8 protein-coding genes and 1 tRNA gene are annotated in these 18358 nt (G+C 44.9%); 2 read left to right on the forward strand and 7 right to left on the reverse strand.

Annotated features, from left to right (window positions below):
- Positions 1 to 99: 99 nt before the first annotated feature.
- Entirely contained in the window at positions 100 to 666 is a 567-nt protein-coding gene (locus QUA33_RS08215) for a hypothetical protein (RefSeq protein WP_333097534.1), read from the forward strand.
- Between the two features lie 4 nt (positions 667 to 670).
- On the opposite strand, the gene QUA33_RS08220 is transcribed toward QUA33_RS08215, so the two are convergent.
- Positions 671 to 6019, reverse strand: coding sequence for an AAA family ATPase (locus QUA33_RS08220; RefSeq protein WP_333147962.1), 5349 nt, complete (start codon positions 6017 to 6019; stop codon positions 671 to 673).
- 443 nt (positions 6020 to 6462) lie between these two features.
- Here QUA33_RS08220 and QUA33_RS08225 point away from each other — a divergent pair, with 443 nt between their 5' ends.
- Positions 6463 to 8931: an ATP-dependent Clp protease ATP-binding subunit gene (locus QUA33_RS08225; protein ID WP_333147964.1), complete on the forward strand. Its 2469-nt coding sequence runs from the start codon at positions 6463 to 6465 to the stop codon at positions 8929 to 8931.
- Positions 8932 to 9224: 293 nt separating this feature from the next.
- Here the strand turns inward: QUA33_RS08225 and QUA33_RS08230 are convergent, their stop codons facing one another.
- From QUA33_RS08230 to QUA33_RS08255, 6 genes are all read right to left on the reverse strand, one after another.
- Complete coding sequence (locus QUA33_RS08230) at positions 9225 to 9785, reverse strand: Uma2 family endonuclease (protein ID WP_333148013.1); 561 nt, start codon at positions 9783 to 9785, stop codon at positions 9225 to 9227.
- A 122-nt stretch (positions 9786 to 9907) separates the two neighbouring features.
- A complete protein-coding gene (locus QUA33_RS08235) occupies positions 9908 to 13957 on the reverse strand; it encodes a hypothetical protein (RefSeq protein ID WP_333147965.1) in 4050 nt (1349 codons plus the stop codon).
- Between the two features lie 214 nt (positions 13958 to 14171).
- Positions 14172 to 14711, reverse strand: a complete 540-nt coding sequence (locus tag QUA33_RS08240; RefSeq protein ID WP_333147967.1) for a redoxin domain-containing protein — start codon at positions 14709 to 14711, stop codon at positions 14172 to 14174.
- A gap of 112 nt (positions 14712 to 14823) precedes the next feature.
- Positions 14824 to 15423 (reverse strand): peroxiredoxin, encoded by a 600-nt coding sequence (locus QUA33_RS08245; RefSeq protein WP_190663488.1) that lies wholly within the window; start codon positions 15421 to 15423, stop codon positions 14824 to 14826.
- 127 nt (positions 15424 to 15550) lie between these two features.
- Positions 15551 to 15623, reverse strand: a tRNA-Met gene (locus tag QUA33_RS08250).
- Positions 15624 to 15761: 138 nt separating this feature from the next.
- Entirely contained in the window at positions 15762 to 18236 is a 2475-nt protein-coding gene (locus tag QUA33_RS08255; protein WP_333147969.1) for a peptidoglycan DD-metalloendopeptidase family protein, read from the reverse strand.
- Between the last annotated feature and the right edge of the window lie 122 nt (positions 18237 to 18358).

Genomic DNA, 18358 nt, shown 5'->3' on the forward strand with positions numbered 1-18358 from the left:
AATTAATTACTTAATTACCTAGAAATTGTTCGGTGATTCTGCTGTATTAGAGCTTATTCTGTAAAAATTGTCAACTATCTTGAGGAGCAGGAGTTCAACGTGAAGGGAGAAGATTCAATTGCTGGTTTGGGCGCAACGCTTTGGAACGCACTTTCTTTGAACGGCAATTTTTACGAAAAAACTCCCTACACTGGCAGAACTAAGCGCATAGCTTTAACAATTGTAATTTTAGCAGCGCTGTCCCGCGTGCTGGGCAGTGCCGTCATCTTGTTAATCAACCGAACTGAGCTATCAGTGTTATTTTTAACACTTTGGATAGATGGTTTGGCAGTTGCGGGGGGTTATTATTTTTGGACTTTTACTATCTTTAAAATCGGGGAGTGGCTGAAACCGGGTCACGTAGCTTATAGGGAGTTGTTGGTTCCGATCGGGTTTGCCTACGCCCCCCAAGTTCTGAATTTTTTAACATTAATTCCCTTGCTGGGAGAAGGAATAGAGCGGATATTAGCTGTCTGGAGTTTGCTAGCTGTAATTGTGGCGGTTCGCCAAGGTTTGGATATTCAAACTCGCTGGGCGGTGTTAATTTGTTTTGTGGGTTGGCCGTTGATTCAAATTGCGATCGGCTTTGTGGAAGTAATTAAACAGTTGCTTTCACGATGGCTTTAATTCATCAATACGGCAGCAGTATTGTAAACTCGCTGCCCTCTCCATGTTCCGACTTGCAAATTAACTTTCCTCCATGCTGTTCTACCACAATTTGATAACTGATAGACAATCCCAAACCAGTCCCCTTACCTATCGGTTTAGTAGTAAAAAACGGATCGAATATTTTACCCAGCACCTCCGAATTCATCCCCACACCATTATCAACAATGCGAATCGCTACTTGATTTCCTTCAGCGACTTCAGTGCAAATCTGAATAGTCGGAGTCTTTTCCCAGTCAACTTCACTCCCTCTTTCGCGAGAAAAAGCATCAATCGCATTGGTCAGGACATTCATAAATACCTGATTAATTTCTCCAGGATAGCAGTTCACTAAAGGCAAATTGTCGTACTCCTTGATAACTTGAATATCAATTAATTTGTGATCCAAAATCATCAACGTGCTGTCGATACCTTCGTGAATATTAACCCATTTTCTATCTGATTCATCTAGCCGAGAAAAGTTTCGCAGCGACAGCACAATATCGCGAACTCTAGCAGCGCCCACTCTCATTGAATCTATCATTTTAGTGAAATCATTCATTAAAAAATCTAAATCTATTTGCTCTGTTTCATTTACTATTTCGGACACTGGATTTGGGTAATTATTTTGGTATAAACGTAGTAGATTTAGTAAGTTCTCAGCGTATTCGTTGGTGTAATATAAATTTCCATAAATAAAGTTAATCGGGTTATTAATTTCGTGAGCAATTCCCCCGACAACTTGACCTAAACTGGACATTTTTTCACTTTGAATTAGCTGCACTTGAGTGTGGCGAAGTTCTTCCAGTGCAGTATGCAAATTCTCAGTTCTTTGGGCTACTCGCGTTTCCAGAATATTATAAAAACGAGCATTTTCTAGAGAAATAGCTGCTTGTGCAGACAGGATTCCCAAAATTTCTAACCTGTCGCTAGTAAAAGCACCTTTTGTTAAATTGTTTTCTAAATAAAAAATTCCCGTAAGGTTGCCTTGATGGATAATTGGCAATACCAGGATAGATAGGGGTTGAGTGGCGGCAATATAAGGGTCAAATTGGAATTGCTCGGATCGGGTAGCATCATCTAAAACCAAGTGTTTTTTTGTTCTTTCTACATAGTTAATTAATGAAAGTGGGAGGTTTTCAGATTCGGCAATCGGGAGAGATTGTAACAGGGTTACATCATTAAACTGACCTGTAAGTCCAGCTTCTATGAATAATTGATTACCTGTCTTGGCAAGAAATAATACTTTTTGAGCACCTGCATTTTCCTTGACAAGCTGTACGAGTTTCTCTAGCAAACGGCTGAGGATAATTTCGCTCGAAACAGCTTGAGATGCTTTGACAACAGTTGGTAAATCCAGCATCAAGCTATTGTCAACAGTAGTGGTAGCAGTCATGAGATCAACATTCTTAGATATTGCTCCTTGATTGCGATTGACTAAATAAGGATAACGGGATTCTAAGTATTTAACTTTTGCTATAGCTCCCCAGCGGATGTAGGCATAATAAGCTTTTGTCAAATAAGATCGAGCAATTATATCTTTATCCAAAGATTGATAAAACTCTCCAGCTAACTCATAAGCTAATGCTTCTTCTTGGATGTAACCGTTAGTAGCCGCTCCTTTAATAGCTAAGTCATAATAATCCATGGCTGCAAGTTTATCGCTAAAAACTCGAGCTTTCTCAGCTTCAACTAACTCGTACTTGTGCTGATAATTCATGGGTGCATGGTAAGCCCACTTTTTCATAATTTGTTGATTAGAGTTAACAATAGCTAGGTATGCTTCTTGATTTTCACTGTCAGGATAGTGAGCGAGGAGAGCCAGCGAATAGTAGAAATTGTGTACCCCAACAGTGATTAAGCCGATCGCCCCATCTGCATATTCTGCCGCTAATTTACCGCGGGCAACAGCCGCAGCATAATCTTTCAATAAATAAAGCACGATCAATTTACCAACATACGCTGCAAACAGCGACATTCGATTATTTTCTTTCTGCCAACGGGACATCACAGCAGGTTCATCCAACCTGCCGCTAACTAACCGTACTTGCTCTGCTGTTTTGCTTCTTAAGCTTGAAGCAGTTATTTGCCAAATTTGAGCATAACCTATGGCAAATTCGTGTTTATTTTTTAGTAAAAACTCCATACAAACGCTTTGTTTTTCTTCAACATATTCTAACTGTTCTCCCACTAACAGTAAATTAGTTATATAGTGCATAAAATTATAAACCGCCCATTCTAAATCACCATTTTCTACACCAAATTTCATCCCTTCTATAAATGAATTAAGTGTATTTTTAGTAGACTCTTTCCAGATTCTTATATGAGCATTAAACATTACATAAACCTTAGCTTTCTGTTGGCTAGCATTAAATTGTTCTAGCAGCTTTAAAGCGATTAATCCAGCGTAGTAGCCCGCTTCGATGTCGCCTTCGATGCCGCACAGAATCATTCCATAAAGAGTATAGGGAAAAGTAGCTAATGCTGAATGACCGCGATCGATACAAAGATTGACCATAGTCAAGACGAGGGAAGACACAATTTCAGGTTTGGCAATATAAGCAGGAGGATAGAGGGCTGTCAGGATTTCCATAGCTGCCAGTAGATATGGATCTGTCATAACTGGCAGATTTTCTAATTCCTCAATTCGCGGCAATTTTGGCACTGCAATGGTTTCGTTGTCTAATAGGTTGAGTCCCAGCATTTCCAGCACTTCTAGACCTGTTTCAACAGCTTTTAGCATCTGGCTTTGAGCCTGATAAAATAAGACCTTTAGCTGATACACTTTCACTATGTCAAGCTGGTGTTTAGCCGATCGCAAAACCACTTCTGCCAAAACTTCTGCTTGCTCAAAGTTGGTGTTTAAGTATTCCGCTTCCAGCGTCTCTACATACAACCGCAGCGTCATGCTATAGTTGCGATCCCAGCTATCAGGTGCTAATAACGACATTCCCGCATTCAAATACTTAACAGCGGGTTCGTAAGCATTAGCTACTTTTGCCTTATGTCCAGCAATTAAATTTAATCCTGCTAATTCATCTTTTTCTGATTGCAGGACCAGACAATCAATTCCTACATTCAACTGGTTGATAATATCAAAAATTTTCTCTTCTACTTTATCGGCGGGCGTATTTTCAAACAGCAATTTACCGATGCTAAGATGAGTGACTTTCTTCTCATCATCAGGAATCAGCGAATATGCAGCTTGCTGGACGCGATCGTGCAAAAATTTATAGCTGATTCGCGAAGAATCGAAAGTTAAATTAGCTCCTCCTTCTCCATCTAAAAATAAAGGAATGAGGTAACTCTCATTCAAGGGAAGTATTAACCCCGCTTGCAAAGCATCCCAGAGTTCAGTCGCAGTGACTGATGGAGATTTTGCGTTGACAGTAGAGAGAACATCTAAAGTGAATTTGTCCCCAACACAAGCCGCCAATTTCAAAACTTGTTGTGTAATCTCTGGCAATTGTTGAATCCGACTGGCTACCAGTTCAACTACGCTCTTATCTGTGATGCCAATAGCGTGAATCTCCTCAATGTTCCACTGCCACTCCCCTCTTCTTCCGGGAGACAGCAGCCGGGTAAAGTCAAATCTCAAAAGTTTTTCTTGATAAAGAGTGTTGATCAATTGCGTCAAGAAAAAAGGATTACCACCAGTCTTATTCCAAATTAACTCCGCCAAAGGTTGAATTCTATTTGAGTCATTCAATGTCTCAGAAATTAACTCAGTCACCTGGGCCAAAGAAAGAGGTTCCAGCACTAAGTTCTTGAGAATAATCCCCGTTTCTTGAAGGTACTCTACTGTTCGCATTAAAGGATGTGTAGAGCTAACTTCATGGTCTCGATAAGCTCCAATAAATAATAAATATTTGCTATCTGGGTCAGTCGCTAGCAATTCCATTAATTTCAATGTCGCTGAATCTGACCACTGCAAGTCATCGATAAATATAACTAATGGATGCTCTTTTTGCGCGAATACGTGGATAAATTCTTTGAATAGCCTGTTAAAGCGGTTTTGTGCTTCTGTGGAGGCAAGTTCCGCAACGGCAGGCTGTTTGCCAATTACTAATTCTAGTTCGGGAATCACGTCAATAATTACTTGTCCGGCATCGCCTAGTGCGGCTAAAAGTTTATGTTGCCAATCTTGTAATTTTTTGCTATTTTCGGCAAGTAACTGCTGGATCAAAGATTGAAAAGCTTGAATTAAAGATGCGTAAGGTATATTTCGCTTGAATTGGTCAAATTTACCTGAAATAAAATAACCGCGCTGTCTGGTGATGGGTTTTTGAATTTCGCTAACTACGGCCGATTTGCCTATACCTGCATAACCCGACACTAGGATCAGTTCAATTTGTGAAGGGGAAGAATTTTCCTCGCAAGGATTAGCTACACGTTCAAATGCTGCCAATAGTTCGCTGACTTGTGTTTCCCGACCGTACAATTTTTGAGGAATCAACAACTGACTCAATATATCTAAGTTTCCGGGGGTAAAGTCTACTATCTTGCCTGTAGTTTCTAACTGATGCAAACAAATTTCTAAATCTGCTAATAATCCGCCTGCTGTTTGATATCTATTTTCGGCATTTTTTTCCATCAATTTCATCACAATTTGTGAAATTGATGGGGGAATGTCTGAATTAATTTGATGCGGTAAAATTGCTTGAGAAGCTATGTGACTGTAAACTATTTCTAAAGGATCGTTGCTCATAAATGGCAATTGACCTGTCAGCATTTCATATAAAGTGATACCGAGAGAATAAAAGTCGGTGCGGTAGTCTAGGGTGCGGTTCATTCTCCCGGTTTGTTCGGGAGACATATAAGCAAAAGTGCCGACAATCGAGTTAATATTATTAATTTGGGGATTTTCTTTGGACAATCGTGAAGCAATCCCGAAATCTGTCAGTTTAATAATTCCTGTTTGGCTGTGGATGATGATATTGCTCGGCTTAATATCTTTGTGAATAATTTTTTGAAGGTGTAGATATTCTAAACTTTTTATGAGTTGGATGCCAAACCTCAAACAGGTGATGACTTCGAGTTTTTTTCTGGACATGAGGCGATCGATAGATTCGCCATTAAAGTCTTCTAAAAGCAAGCCGAGACGGTTATCAAAGGTTTCTAGGCTAATGACTTTAACTAGGCCCGGATGGTCTAAATGTTGGCGAATGCGATACTCGTGCTTGAGCCGGGTAATTGCATCGAGTGTAGGATATTCAGCTTTCAGGATTTTGAGTACGGTTGTATCCTGGTGGGTGGGGATTTTTCCTCGATAAATAATCGTTTCGATACCTTCGTGGAGAGTGGAATGGATTTCGTATTGCGAGAGAAATTGCATGGAGTTCTGCTCAGAGTTGAAAATATATCTGATTCTAGTCGCTGTTCGCTGTTGACTGTTGGCTGTTGGCTGACGGCACGAACACTCTCAACCGTCAAAAGTCTTGACAGGGCAACTGTTATATGCTTAATTCAACCATGTACTTAGGCAAAGAAAAATCAAGCTTTATTTACTCGGACAAGAATATAATTTATACATAAAATGATAGTATTCATGGAATAAAGCCATTTTGCTACTATTATTCTCAATTAATATCCGATCGACAGCGGACGGCAACCACACCCCTACTATTCGGGTCTCCCCACTGTCCCTACCCCTTTAGCAAGATACATTGTTAGAGAAGGAAATACACAAAAATTTACATCTATAATTTGTGTAGTGTTCCAAATCGCTCCTCACCAGCAGCGATACAGCCCTCGCCAAGACAGTAGGATAGAAAAAATATGTTTGAACGCTTTACAGAACAAGCCATTAAAGCAATCATGCTAGCCCAAGAGGAAGCGCGGCGCCTCGGTCACAATTTTGTAGGCACCGAGCAAATTCTTCTGGGACTCGTCGGCGAAGGCACTGGCATCGCTGCAAAAGTATTACTGGATATGGGCCTCAACTTGAAAGAGGCGCGCAATGAAATCGAAAATATCATCGGTAGAGGTTCTGGGTTCCTCCCGCCGGAAATTCCTTTTACGCCCCGCGTCAAGCGCATTTTTGAGACGGCGCTAAACGAAGCACGGCAGTTAGGCCACAATTACATCGGCACCGAGCACATCCTGCTGGGGCTGATTCAGGACGATGAAGGGGTAGCGGCGAAGGTGCTGCAAAACTTGGGAATCGATCGCCAGAGAGTCCGCACCCAGGTAATTCGTGCCGTGGGAGAAGTCGCGGCGGTACCCGGAGGTAGGGGAGATAGCGGCGATCGCAAAATCCCGACTTTAGAAGAATTCGGGACAAATTTGACCAAGTTAGCCGCAGCAGGCAAACTCGATCCCGTTGTGGGTCGCGAAAATGAAATCGAGCGCGTGATCCAAGTGCTCGGCCGCCGCACGAAGAACAATCCAGTGTTAGTAGGCGAACCGGGAGTCGGCAAAACAGCCCTCGCCGAAGGCCTAGCCCAGCGGATTGTTAATAGAAACGTCCCGGAAATTTTAGAAGACAAACAAGTAATCAGCCTCGATATGGGTTCGCTGATTGCTGGTACAAAGTTCCGAGGCGAATTTGAAGAACGGCTGACGAAAATCATGGCCGAAATTCGCGCTGCCGGCAACATCATTCTGGTAATTGATGAAATTCATACCTTAGTCGGTGCAGGCGCAATTCAAGGCAGCATGGACGCATCCAATATGCTCAAACCCGCCCTTGCTAGAGGCGAATTGCAGTGTGTCGGCGCCACTACCTTGGACGAATATCGCAAGCACATCGAACGCGACGCTGCCTTAGAACGCCGCTTCCAACCGATCAAAGTCGGTGAACCGAGCGTGGCTGAAACAATAGAAATATTGTACGGGTTGCGATCGGCTTACGAACAGCATCACAGACTGACAATTTCCGACGCAGCTTTAGAAGCAGCGGCTACACTGTCAGACAGATACATTAACGATCGGTTTTTGCCAGACAAGGCGATCGACTTAATTGACGAAGCAGGTTCCCGCGTCCGCGTGATGAATTCACAAACCCCGCCCGAAGTTAAAGAGCTCAAAAAGCAACTGCCTGCCGTAACAAAAGAAAAAGATGCAGCAGTGCGCGAGCAAGACTTCGACAAAGCTGGAAAATTGCGCGATCGCGAATTAGAAATTGAAGCCGAAATCGCCGAAGCTACGATCAACAAAAGCCAACTCAAAACCTCTCCTGTCGTCACCGAAGAAGACATCGCCCACATCGTGGCTAATTGGACGGGAGTACCGGTCAGCAAGCTGACAGAATCCGAATCGGAATTGCTGCTGCACATGGAAGACACTTTGCACCAGCGCTTGATCGGTCAAGAAGAAGCTGTCACCGCAGTTTCTCGGGCCATCCGCCGCGCGCGGGTAGGCTTGAAAAATCCGAATCGCCCGATCGCCAGTTTCATCTTTTCCGGCCCCACAGGCGTCGGCAAAACGGAACTTACAAAAGCCCTAGCAACATATTTCTTCGGTTCCGAAGAAGCCATGATTCGGTTAGATATGTCCGAATTCATGGAACGCCACACGGTTTCCAAACTCATCGGTTCGCCTCCCGGTTACGTCGGCTACGATGAAGGCGGCCAACTAACCGAAGCAGTCCGGCGCCGTCCTTACACGGTCATCTTGTTCGACGAAATCGAAAAAGCTCACCCGGATGTCTTCAACATGATGCTGCAAATCTTGGAAGACGGCCGCTTAACTGATGCTAAAGGTCGGACAGTAGACTTTAAGAATACACTGCTGATCATGACCTCAAACATCGGTTCGCGAGTGATTGAAAAAGGTGGCGGCGGTCTCGGTTTCGAGTTTGCTGAAAGTGCCGCAGACGGGCAGTACAACCGCGTTCGCAGCTTGGTAAACGAAGAACTGAAACAGTTTTTCCGTCCCGAATTTATCAACCGCTTGGATGAGATTATCGTCTTCCGCCAGTTGAACAGGGAAGAAGTCAAGCAGATTGCGGACATTATGTTGCAGCAAGTCTTCAGCCGCTTAACCGAACAGGGTATTACTTTGTCGGTGACAGACCGGTTCAAGGACTTGTTAGTTACAGAAGGCTACAATCCCAGCTACGGTGCTCGACCTTTGCGCCGCGCAATCATGCGGTTGTTGGAAGATGTGCTGGCTGAGGAAATGCTGTCTGGGAAGCTGAAAGACGGCCAAAAGGCGATCGTTGATGTGGATGAAAACGGTCAGGTTAAGGTAGTGCCCGATGGTTCATCTGAGCCGAAATTGCCCGAATTCGCATTGAGCCATTAATGCGCTCTACAAACGGATAAATACTGTTAATTAAAAGCCCGGTTTCTCGGAGAAACCGGGCTTTTAATTAAAAAATAGCCGTCCAAAAAAAGCAACTTTAGGCAAGCTCCAAATCCTTATATAATCAGTCAGATCAAATTCGGTAGCATCGGAATTATTCCTCTCTGTATTCTCTCCCTCTGCGTTCTCTGCGCCCTCTGCGGTTAAATCATTCCGATACAACCGGAAACGATATCATTCCCAATTCAAAAATCAAAAATCAAAAATCAAAAATGGTATGAGTTATGACTCTATTATCCCAACACATTATCTACAGCAATTTCTACATCTGGAAAAGCTAGAATAGATAAAACCTGACCCCGATGAAATCTTTGAATATTTTGGTATCCCGAAGGAGAAGGTTCGCGATAAACTACTACACATTGCTCGTTAATATCTACTAGCCAAACTTCTACAATATTGTCTTCGGCATAAAGAGGAATTTTGATATTTCTGTCAGTTTCAGCGGTTGCATCCGCTACTTCCACAATTAGTAAAATATCCTCAGACTGAGGATGTCCCGATTCGTAAAAATCATCGCGCCGTCGCAGCAAGGAAATATCCGGTTCAGGTTCCGAGCGATCGTCCAATTCTACCGGATCTTGAACTCCAATGGTTACTCTCGATAATAAGCAGATATAGAATAACTCTGTCAGACGCTTGACATGAGATGTATGCCTTCTACCAACGGCGGCCATTTGAACAATTTCTCCTCGAATTAATTCAACTCGATCATCTTTAGTCAAGATACCAGCTTCAATCATCTGATGATATTCTTTTACTGTAAATAACCGCTTGATTAACTGAGTTGTCATCATTGTTTCGTACAGGAATATTAAAGTTTTTGTCTGCGATCCAGGTTTAATAATGTGATTATACTACATCGACCATTAGTCGTTCAGCAGGGCAGGCATTGCCCGCCTTACAATCGATGAACCTAATCCCACGATTGCAATTGCCCAATCCAATGCTGCACCAAAGCAGAAATGCGATCGCGCCGCGTTTCAAAAGTAGCAGCAATCCAGATAAACGCAATTCCAAAAGCTAAACCAATTGCCCATTTAATCAGCGGATAATCGAAGATAAGAACCACCAACTGATAGAAAACATTGATTAAAAAAATTCCTGTTCCCACAAACAAAAACGCCCGAACTCGCAGCGCCAAACCCGCTGCAATCGCCACTAAACTAAAAGCTCCTGCAACTAAACCGTGGCTTTGCTGAGTCAAAAGAGGCATCCCGCAAATCAGCGCAGTTGCGAGGATTCGCAGAGTGTGGCGGAGCGGTTTTTGTGCTGGTAATTTGAGAGTGCCATCGAACTGAGTAATGTAAAGTAAAGAAAGTCCTAAAGGAGTAACATAAAACTCTGGCTGAGTCAATCCTATTTGCCAGAACCACCGCAGCATTATCCAGTCAATTATCGCCACGCTCACATAGGTAAAACGAACTTCCTCCCTTTCCCAAGCCAGGAAAAAATAGAAGGTAGCAGCTATCAGCAAGCTAATCGGATAAAACTTAGCCGGACTTTCCAAAATAGTAACTATTGGAATCAGCGAAGCAATTACCTGCCAAGGTTTTTTTGACCAACCCCAGTTGTCCCAAGGCAAAATGTAAATGAAATAAGCTAATAAAGAAGCGAGGGCAACTTTCCAAGGCCCCAGCGGCCCGGAAATATACTTAACTAAAGGCGTATTGATCCAATAAAGCCGGATGCCAAAGGCTTCTAGCCAGCCCAAGTAAATCCAAATTTCTCCCCATTGGCGATCGAGATTATTTCGCCCTTGCAAGAAAGCATATTGAACTAATAAAGCACCAGTGACTAATCCTAAATTTAGGCCGGACTTAATGTCATCGGCAGAAGCCCAAATCAGCAGCAAACTGCTCAAAATCCAGTGCAGGTGAGCAAATATTTTTAACTCTGCATTAGTTAAATGTAAATAATTGCTGAGCCAAGGAGATAAAATGCGATAGATATATGTTAAAGCTGTGCCGAGAGTTGCCAGGACAATTAAGCCATCGCCAAAAGCTCCTCCCGGTGTTTGAAAAAGTTGATATAGTAGCGATTCGTAAGCCGCAACGGAGAAGCCAATTAATCCCAAATAAACCAAAGGTTTGAATTCTGGCTCCCGCCTACCAATGCCGATCGCAATTAAAGACGCCCCCAACACAGTTAAACCAGTCCAATTAGTCAAAGTGTGCGATCGGAAAGTTAAACCCAATACCCCGTAAACCAAAGGTATAAAATGAATGCCAGGTAAAATTGTTGGATCGGGGTGGCGGCGCCGCCACAAATCACCCAATAATTGAGTAAACAATCCGAGAGCGATATTAGCAACTGCCAAATTAATCGCAGTACGATCTACAAAACTCAAACCCACTGCTGTCAACAACTCCAAACTCCAAGCCAAGGCATAAATTGCCAGAGGGGAAAGTTGGCGTAAATTTCGGAAAATAATCGCAGCCATTATCACCAAAATAGCAGCCAAAACTTCAGTAGAGGGCAGGAAACTTAAGCTAATGCCTGCGTAGAGTTCATAGGAATAAAAAGTAATAGTTGTTAACAGCAAGCTTGCCAGTAAGATTGCCCATCCATCTAAAGCTCGCTCGTAAATTTCAGCTAATTGAGAAGGCTCAGGCAAACGGCTGGAAAAACGAACTATTATGCTGCGAAGCAACCACAGACACAAAAGAGCGATCGCCCCGGCAATTCCCCAAAGCCAACCAGACACAAAACCTAATTGATCGATCGCTGCAGCTACGAAACTCAAGCCAAATCCCACTTCAATTACAGCCGCTGGCAATTCGACTAAATAGTAAGTATTAACCAACATTAATCCGGCTGCCAAGCCCAAACCAATTAACCGATACCCCGGAAAAATAAAAATTATAAATTGTGCAAATATTAGGGCGATTGTACTAAATGTACTGGCAACTTTTTTGTGAGGACTCTCAGTATATTTAGCAACACCAGTCAATGCCAAAGGAGTCGCCAGCCAGAGCAAACTCCACTGAGGGCGATGAGTGGCAGTACCCGCAATCACATAATTTTGCAACAAGATAAAGCTGAATCCTGCTAATACTAAGCCCAAATACCAGGAACTTTGGGACCAAGCAGGATGCCAGCGGAAAAAGCCAGAATTTTCTCGGAAAGTCGCCGCTTTCATCCAGACAAAAAATACCCACTCAGCCGCCATAAAAATCAATAATATTGCCGACCAAATATTGGGTGGCTGGTTGGGCAAAAATAAGTCAATTGCAGAAGCTATCGCGCATAAACCAATAATGTGAGTTATGGTAATTAAAATTGCCGGATTTCCAGGTTGTTCAGCCGCAGAAGCCGACCTCGAAACTCGCCGAGAATTATCTGGGATTACGTATTTCCAAGTAATCCAACCTAGAATTAAAGTAGAGACGAATAAATTGAGCGATCGCCAAAACGGATTGACACAACTAATAATAGTTAAACCACTCCCCAAACCGAGAGCAAGGTTTTCGCCAAAACTGGCAAGTTGAAACCTTCGTTTGCGGTAGAGCCACTGCGCTGCACTTACCATTAAAATTACATAAGGCAACAGCAGAACACCCCAAAAAGCCCAAGGAGTTTCCTGAGAGTTTGTAAGCTGAGCTAAAAATGCCACAACTTGTGTTCTAATCCCTAAAGGAAGCCCTCGACAAAACAGCCAAATACTCTGAAGCCCCACCGCCTCCAGCATTAGCAAATCAAACTCTTGCCAAAATCTCACTAAACGGTTATAAAAAAACCAAACAGCCAATCCGCTAACTGCGATCGCCTGTAGCGGAATGTCGCGAAAACAAACCAGGTACCCCAAACCCAACAAGCCCATTCCCGCTAATTGCCAGTTAAAAAAGTTGCTAGGATTTGGCTGGTCGGATATATTATTTTCAATAGTTTCAGATGCGAGGGGGTGCTGCCAATCCAGCCATGCTAAAAGCACGCCACAAATCGCCAAAGCTAAACCCATTTCAGCGATATTTACATCTTTGACAAATATCGCTCGACCCAGTAAAATTCCTAACGAATAAGCTATTAAAGCCGCTTTTTTGTAAGTCAGAAAATCTCTGCTCAAACTGAAAGCAGCGGGGAATGTTTCAGTAGTTACCCCACGTTGGATAAATTGCAATCTTTGTTGCTGAACTTGATAAACTGTAATAGCAGCAGTTCCCACTGTACCCACATAAACCGCAGTAAGGGAAAAGCCGACAAATGCCCACCCCCAGTGCAAATAACTCAATCCCAAGTGATTTAGGGCGATCGAACGAGTGATGTTTTTTCCGGAACAGCTTTGATATTGATCTTTGATAATCCGGGCAGTTATCCAAGTCAAAATAAGTGCCGCTGCGATTGCTACCACCCAATCCCAAGGATACCGCCACAATCCAAAAGTATCCATTGCCCAAAAATTGATCGGCACTAGCAACAGTGTCACTTCTTGCAAAGTTTGAGCAGTCAAGTGCAAATTAACCTGTCTGTTGGCCCAACTGCTAATCGCCCAAAAAGTTAAAGTATAAGCTAACAAAACTCCATATTGTCCGGCGGCAGGAAATCTTTCCCACTGACTGGCAGCTAAGACTCCAGAGGAGACAACTACCATGAACACTCCTAAAAACAACAGCCACACCACGCTAATTTCTGCCATTAGCGAGTGCAAAATTTGAGCGATAAAATTAGGGGTTTGAGTAGTTTCTGTGGGCCTAGCAACGCTTTGTCTGCTGCTAGGTACTGCTTTTTGCGTTGATAAGGCAGGTATTTTTGGCTCGGCAATAGGATCTCGCGACTCCTCAATTTCAGAAAGGTCTACAGCGGGCTCTGTGAGTGGGCAGACTAAATACTGGCGGCACAATTCCTCAACCTCAGCGGGCGAAAGCAAACCTAGACGCAGCCACGCTTCTAAACCTGTCAACAACTCAGGATGCGACGCTAAGACGCTCAATTCAATTTTGCTCGATCGATCTTTGGGAGACGACATTGGCTTAAACTTGTACTAAGTACCTTCAAGCTATAGCCTAGATTAATGTCGAGCGAACATGGCAACATTCCGCCATCGAAATTGGCACAATAAGTATTTATAACTAAAGGGCTGTCGCAACCAGTGTCAATCGGTGAAAAAATCCCGCTGATGGGCCTAAACCAGCGTACATCAGCGGTGAAAAACTCCTAATTAGAACACAGCAGCGGTGTCCTTACCGATCGACATATTTCAATAAAGTGTCCACACTAGCATTGTGGTCTATGAAAGAAAACAAATGTTTGAAGAGGAGTTTTCCATCTGCATTCAAAACAAACTGAGCAGGCAAAGGAGCACCTAAAGCCTGACCGACTTGATAAGCCCGAAACACTTTACAGCCTGGATCAGAAAGCAGAGGCATTTTCAAGCCTAAATCTCTAACCACAATTTGGCTTTGGCGATCGTCGGTACTGGCAACCATCAATAATTCTATATTGCGATCGGCAAATTTTTCCCAGTTTTCATTCAAAGCTTTAATGTGAGGAAAACAGAAAGGGCAATATTGCTTTTCAGTAAAAATCCGCGTAAAAGCCAAAATTACCGGCTTATCGCCGCGATAATTCGACAGCCGTACCAATTTGCCATTATTAATATCCGGCAATTCAAAATCTGGCGTCATCTGCCCCAGGTTCAGAACATTAGTCGCCGGCACAGGCAACAAATTTTGGAAAAACCGCTCATTTAACAAGCCGCTAAAATTAGTAGAAGTCAGCATATTTCCTAATTGGGTAATTGCTAATTGCTAATTGTTAATTCAAAATCCCGTTAAATGAATTCCCCTGCGGGTAGGGACACGACACTGCCGTGTCCCTACACCTATAATGTGCTTAAACTGCAGCAAAGAATACCTTAGACTTGACCGGATCGGGAGTCATAGTCTTGTCACCGGGCTGCCAGCCGGCGGGACAAACTTCATCGGGGTGAGACTGGACGTGTTGGATAGCTTGCAGAGTGCGGAGAGTTTCGTCCACGTTGCGGCCGAAGGCAAGATTGTTGATAGTAGAGTGTTGGATGATGCCTTCTTTGTCGATGATGAACAGACCTCTGAGGGCAACGCCTGCTTCAGGGTCGAGGACGTTGTAGTCTGAACTAATTGTTTTTTTGAGGTCAGCAACTAAGGGATAGTTGAGGTCGCCGACACCGCCTGATTTGCGGTCTGTTTGTATCCAAGCGAGGTGAGAGAATTCGCTGTCAACGGATACGCCGAGGATTTCGGTATCGATTTTCTTGAAGTCCTCGAAGCGATCGCTAAATGCTGTAATCTCAGTCGGGCACACAAAGGTGAAGTCCAAGGGGTAGAAGAACAGGACTACATACTTTTTGCCTTTATAGTCTGACAGTTTAACAGTCTTGAATTCCTGATCCACTACGGCTGTTGCTGCGAAATCGGGTGCAGCTTGACCAACCCGGAGGCATTCACTGGTCATAGATTTTGTTTCCTTTTTTACGAACTGTTACAAATATATCATACTCATAACGACTACAAGTATCTTCTCGATAAATCAAAAAAAATACGCTCTCAATTTTGAGAGCGTATTTTTTTTGATTTAATAATGGCTCAGGCGGGATTTGAACCTGCGACCTTGGGCTTATGAGTCCCCTGCGCTAACCACTGCGCCACTGAGCCAAATCTACTTCACGATTTACTATCGTAGCACGGTAGGGCTAGCTATGTCTTCTTTTCACACAACATTATTTCTCATAACTTCCAGTAAAAGTTATGAGTTTTGATAATCATTCAAAACCCATAACTTCCGACCAGTCGTTACCGAGAAGCGCTGGACGCATCGTCTGGCAGAAAAGCCATTGGGTTGATAGCACCCTGTCCGGCGGGATGAATTTCAAAGTGCAAGTGAGGCCCGGTACTGAAGCCCGTGCTGCCCATTTCGGAAATCTGTTCCCCTTGAGCAACTTTCTGACCCTTTTGCACCAAAATCCGGCTGTTGTGGGCATAGACAGTCTCAGTGCCGTCAGGATGGGTAATTTCCACCAGATACCCGTAGCCGCCGTCGTTCCACTGAGCATAGGTAACCACCCCGTCTGATGCTGCCACAATTGGCGTGCCGATCGGCCCTGCAATATCAATTCCTTTGTGCATCCGTCCCCACCGCCAGCCGTAGCCAGAAGTAAGAACACCCTTCGACGGCCAAATAAACCCGTTAGCCGACTGTTGTTTGCCGTTAGGCAGATAAGTATCAGGGCTCGAAAGCGGAGGCAGTTCTGGAGAAACCATCCGTCCCAAAGACGGGTTGCTTAGGGGATCGTAACCGTCGGCTCCCAAAGGAGCAGTTGCTACCACAGGCCGCTGCCCAGCAGAGGTCGGCGTCAGGTTTATCGGTTGCAGTTCCGCGGCGCGAGAGGGGTCTAAACGCTCTTGCTGCTGCTTCTGAACCTGCTCAGACCAGGCTCTCGATGGCGGTCTGCTGATTTCATTCTGCACCGCCTCAGTATAGTCGGGGGTGTAGAGATATGGATTGACACTTGGCATATCCTCAGACGGGTTGACCGAGGGCCCGTCAGTTGGAGCCAGGGACACCGCATTGGAGCCGATCGAATTGCGCGAGGCACGATATTCCTCTCGCAGCCTGACCACTTCTGCCCTCAAGCGTTCGGAATAAGGGTTGAGAGCTTCTGCGGTGGGGAGAGCCTCCGAATTCGAGTCTGGTAAAGCGCTAGTTGGATCGGCATTTGAAGCCTGGGCGCTAGTATTTGCCACGAAGCCGATCGGCTGCGGGTATGCTCCCGTAGCCATAGCGGTAGCATTTTCACGGGCTGGTCCAGGCAGGGCACTGGTGTCAACTGCACCTGTAAATGTTGGTTCGCCTTGGAGATCCAGCTTCCGTGGATCGCTAATGGTTTGGGAAACTTGAGTCAGCGGAATGCTGTTAATTTGGGGAACCATGGGCGCTGAAATATTGTTCAGACCTTCCAGGTTCTCCAGGGGAGAGACAACAGGCACTGTGGGTGCGGGTGCTGCAACACCAGCACCGGCTATTTCCGAGGTAGACGAGCTGGGGTTTAAAGATGCGGGAACCGAACTCGCCGCCCATACAGATGTAGAGTTGGAGGCAGAATAAGAGGCTGCCGCCTGTACCCCTGGATTTTTAAACCCTACTTGGGGAATTTTGAGCCGTTGATTGACATTCAGCAAGTTGGGGTTGCCCAGCTTGTTGACGGAGATCAGATCTTTGGGCGATACGCCGTGACCTTTGGCGATCGCATCTAGGGTATCTCCCGGACGCACGCTGTATAGGGCCTCAGCCGGCGCGGCGGTACTTCCCGCAGGGGGGACTAGCACAGCCGAGGGCAAACTGGGTGTTGCCAAAGACTGTTCAATTGACTCGAATGCTCGATCGGGCGATGCTGCTTGACCTCCCCCGGAATTGGGAATTACAGGTGTGGCATCGAGGTCAGGAATAGTTGTCCCAGTTGCATATCCCGGAGAGGTCTGCGTCGGTGCTGACTCGGGTAAAAATGCCCCAGGTGTAGATAAATTTGCTCCCGCCTCAGACCCTAACAGGGTTCGACCCGATTCTGTGGTGCGGTTTTCCTGTTTTTTCAAACTGTCGATCGCCCCGTCTGCATTCGGGATGTCGATCGAACTTTGTTCCGGTACCGCCGTGACCAGCGGGGTCGCTGCGGTTGATGGCAGCGCTGTCATGGCTGCACTATCCAATGGCTCGGAGCCAGTCAGATTTAACTCTTGTTCGGGATTTACCGTCGCTGCGTGCTCTAGCCCAGCCGATGTGCTATAGCCTGCGTTCTGTTGTGGTGTGGCTTCCGTCGCAGTCGGAATTCTGAGCTGTTGGCCAACTTGGAGTATGGTATCGGGTTTGATGTCGTTGGCAATTGCTAGTGCCGACGGTTCAACTTCATAATCCCGAGAAAGCTCCCAAAGGCTTTGCCCCTGCTGGACCTTAACCGCAACCGAGTCAGAAGGTGATCCGGGCTGTTCGGCCCTGGAACCGTCAACTTGTGCGGAGGTAGCGGGCCCGTTGGCCGAGACTGGCTGTACTTCAGCGGTGGATTCTGATGTCGGTGCGAGTTCAGACGCGCGAGCGCTGTCTCCATTTCTCGGTAGCAGAATGCCAGAAGCACCTACCGATATTGCCAGCCCGATCGTGGCGAGAGAGCGAACTCTGCCTGTGCTGAGCGTTGTCTGTTTGGATGGTTCCGCAGAACCGTCTCTGTCGATTTCACTAGCCTGAACAGGCTTAATTTGGGGATATGTTCGTTTCAAAAAAACGACCTCCTACTGAGAAGCGCTAACTGTCCTTGGAAACACTCAAGGGGATCGCATGACGCTGAGTTTAAATCAACAACCAAAAATATTCTGATTGTTGACAGCTATCATGCTTAGGC

Source organism: Microcoleus sp. Pol14D4 (genome assembly GCF_036701245.1).
Lineage (GTDB): Bacteria > Cyanobacteriota > Cyanobacteriia > Cyanobacteriales > Microcoleaceae > Microcoleus.